This is a genomic window from Bacillus sp. SIMBA_008, assembly GCF_046535495.1.
GTDB classification, from domain to species: Bacteria; Bacillota; Bacilli; order Bacillales; family Bacillaceae; genus Bacillus; species Bacillus subtilis.
Genome location: NZ_JAWRWL010000042.1, coordinates 1 through 432 on the forward strand (window position 1 = coordinate 1; position 432 = coordinate 432).

Annotated in this window: 1 pseudogene; it reads right to left on the reverse strand. The window is 62.0% G+C overall.

What is annotated here, in order from left to right:
- Positions 1-432, reverse strand: a pseudogene (locus tag SB658_RS22000) (hypothetical protein); the annotation flags it as partial.

The window sequence follows — 432 nt, forward strand, 5'->3', positions numbered from 1 at the left end:
AACTGCGAGATACCGTCCGCTCCGAAGACGACGTTCCCAATCGGGATCGAGACAGGACCGGTCTCCGTGTAGAAGCGGACGCCGACGTTTTCTATCGCAAAGTTGGCGGGGCCGCGGAGCACCAGGTGCGCGGTGGTCTGACCAGGAACCCAATATGAACCGTTCGTGATTGCAACGACCGGACGATACGTGGCTGCATATCCACCGACGAGCGCCGGAGTCCCGTCGGCTTCGTTGCCGACACGATCAAGAGCGACAACACGGTACAGATACGAGCCCGCACCGAGAGCTTCGCCGTCGGTGAAGCTCGTCGTCGCCAATGGCGCACCGTTGAGCGGCTCGCCCCAGTCCGCGGGAGTTTCATTGGGCAGGGCGCTCACTCGGTACACGTTGTATTCGACGTAGCCCGAATCGTCCGTCGATGCCGTCCAC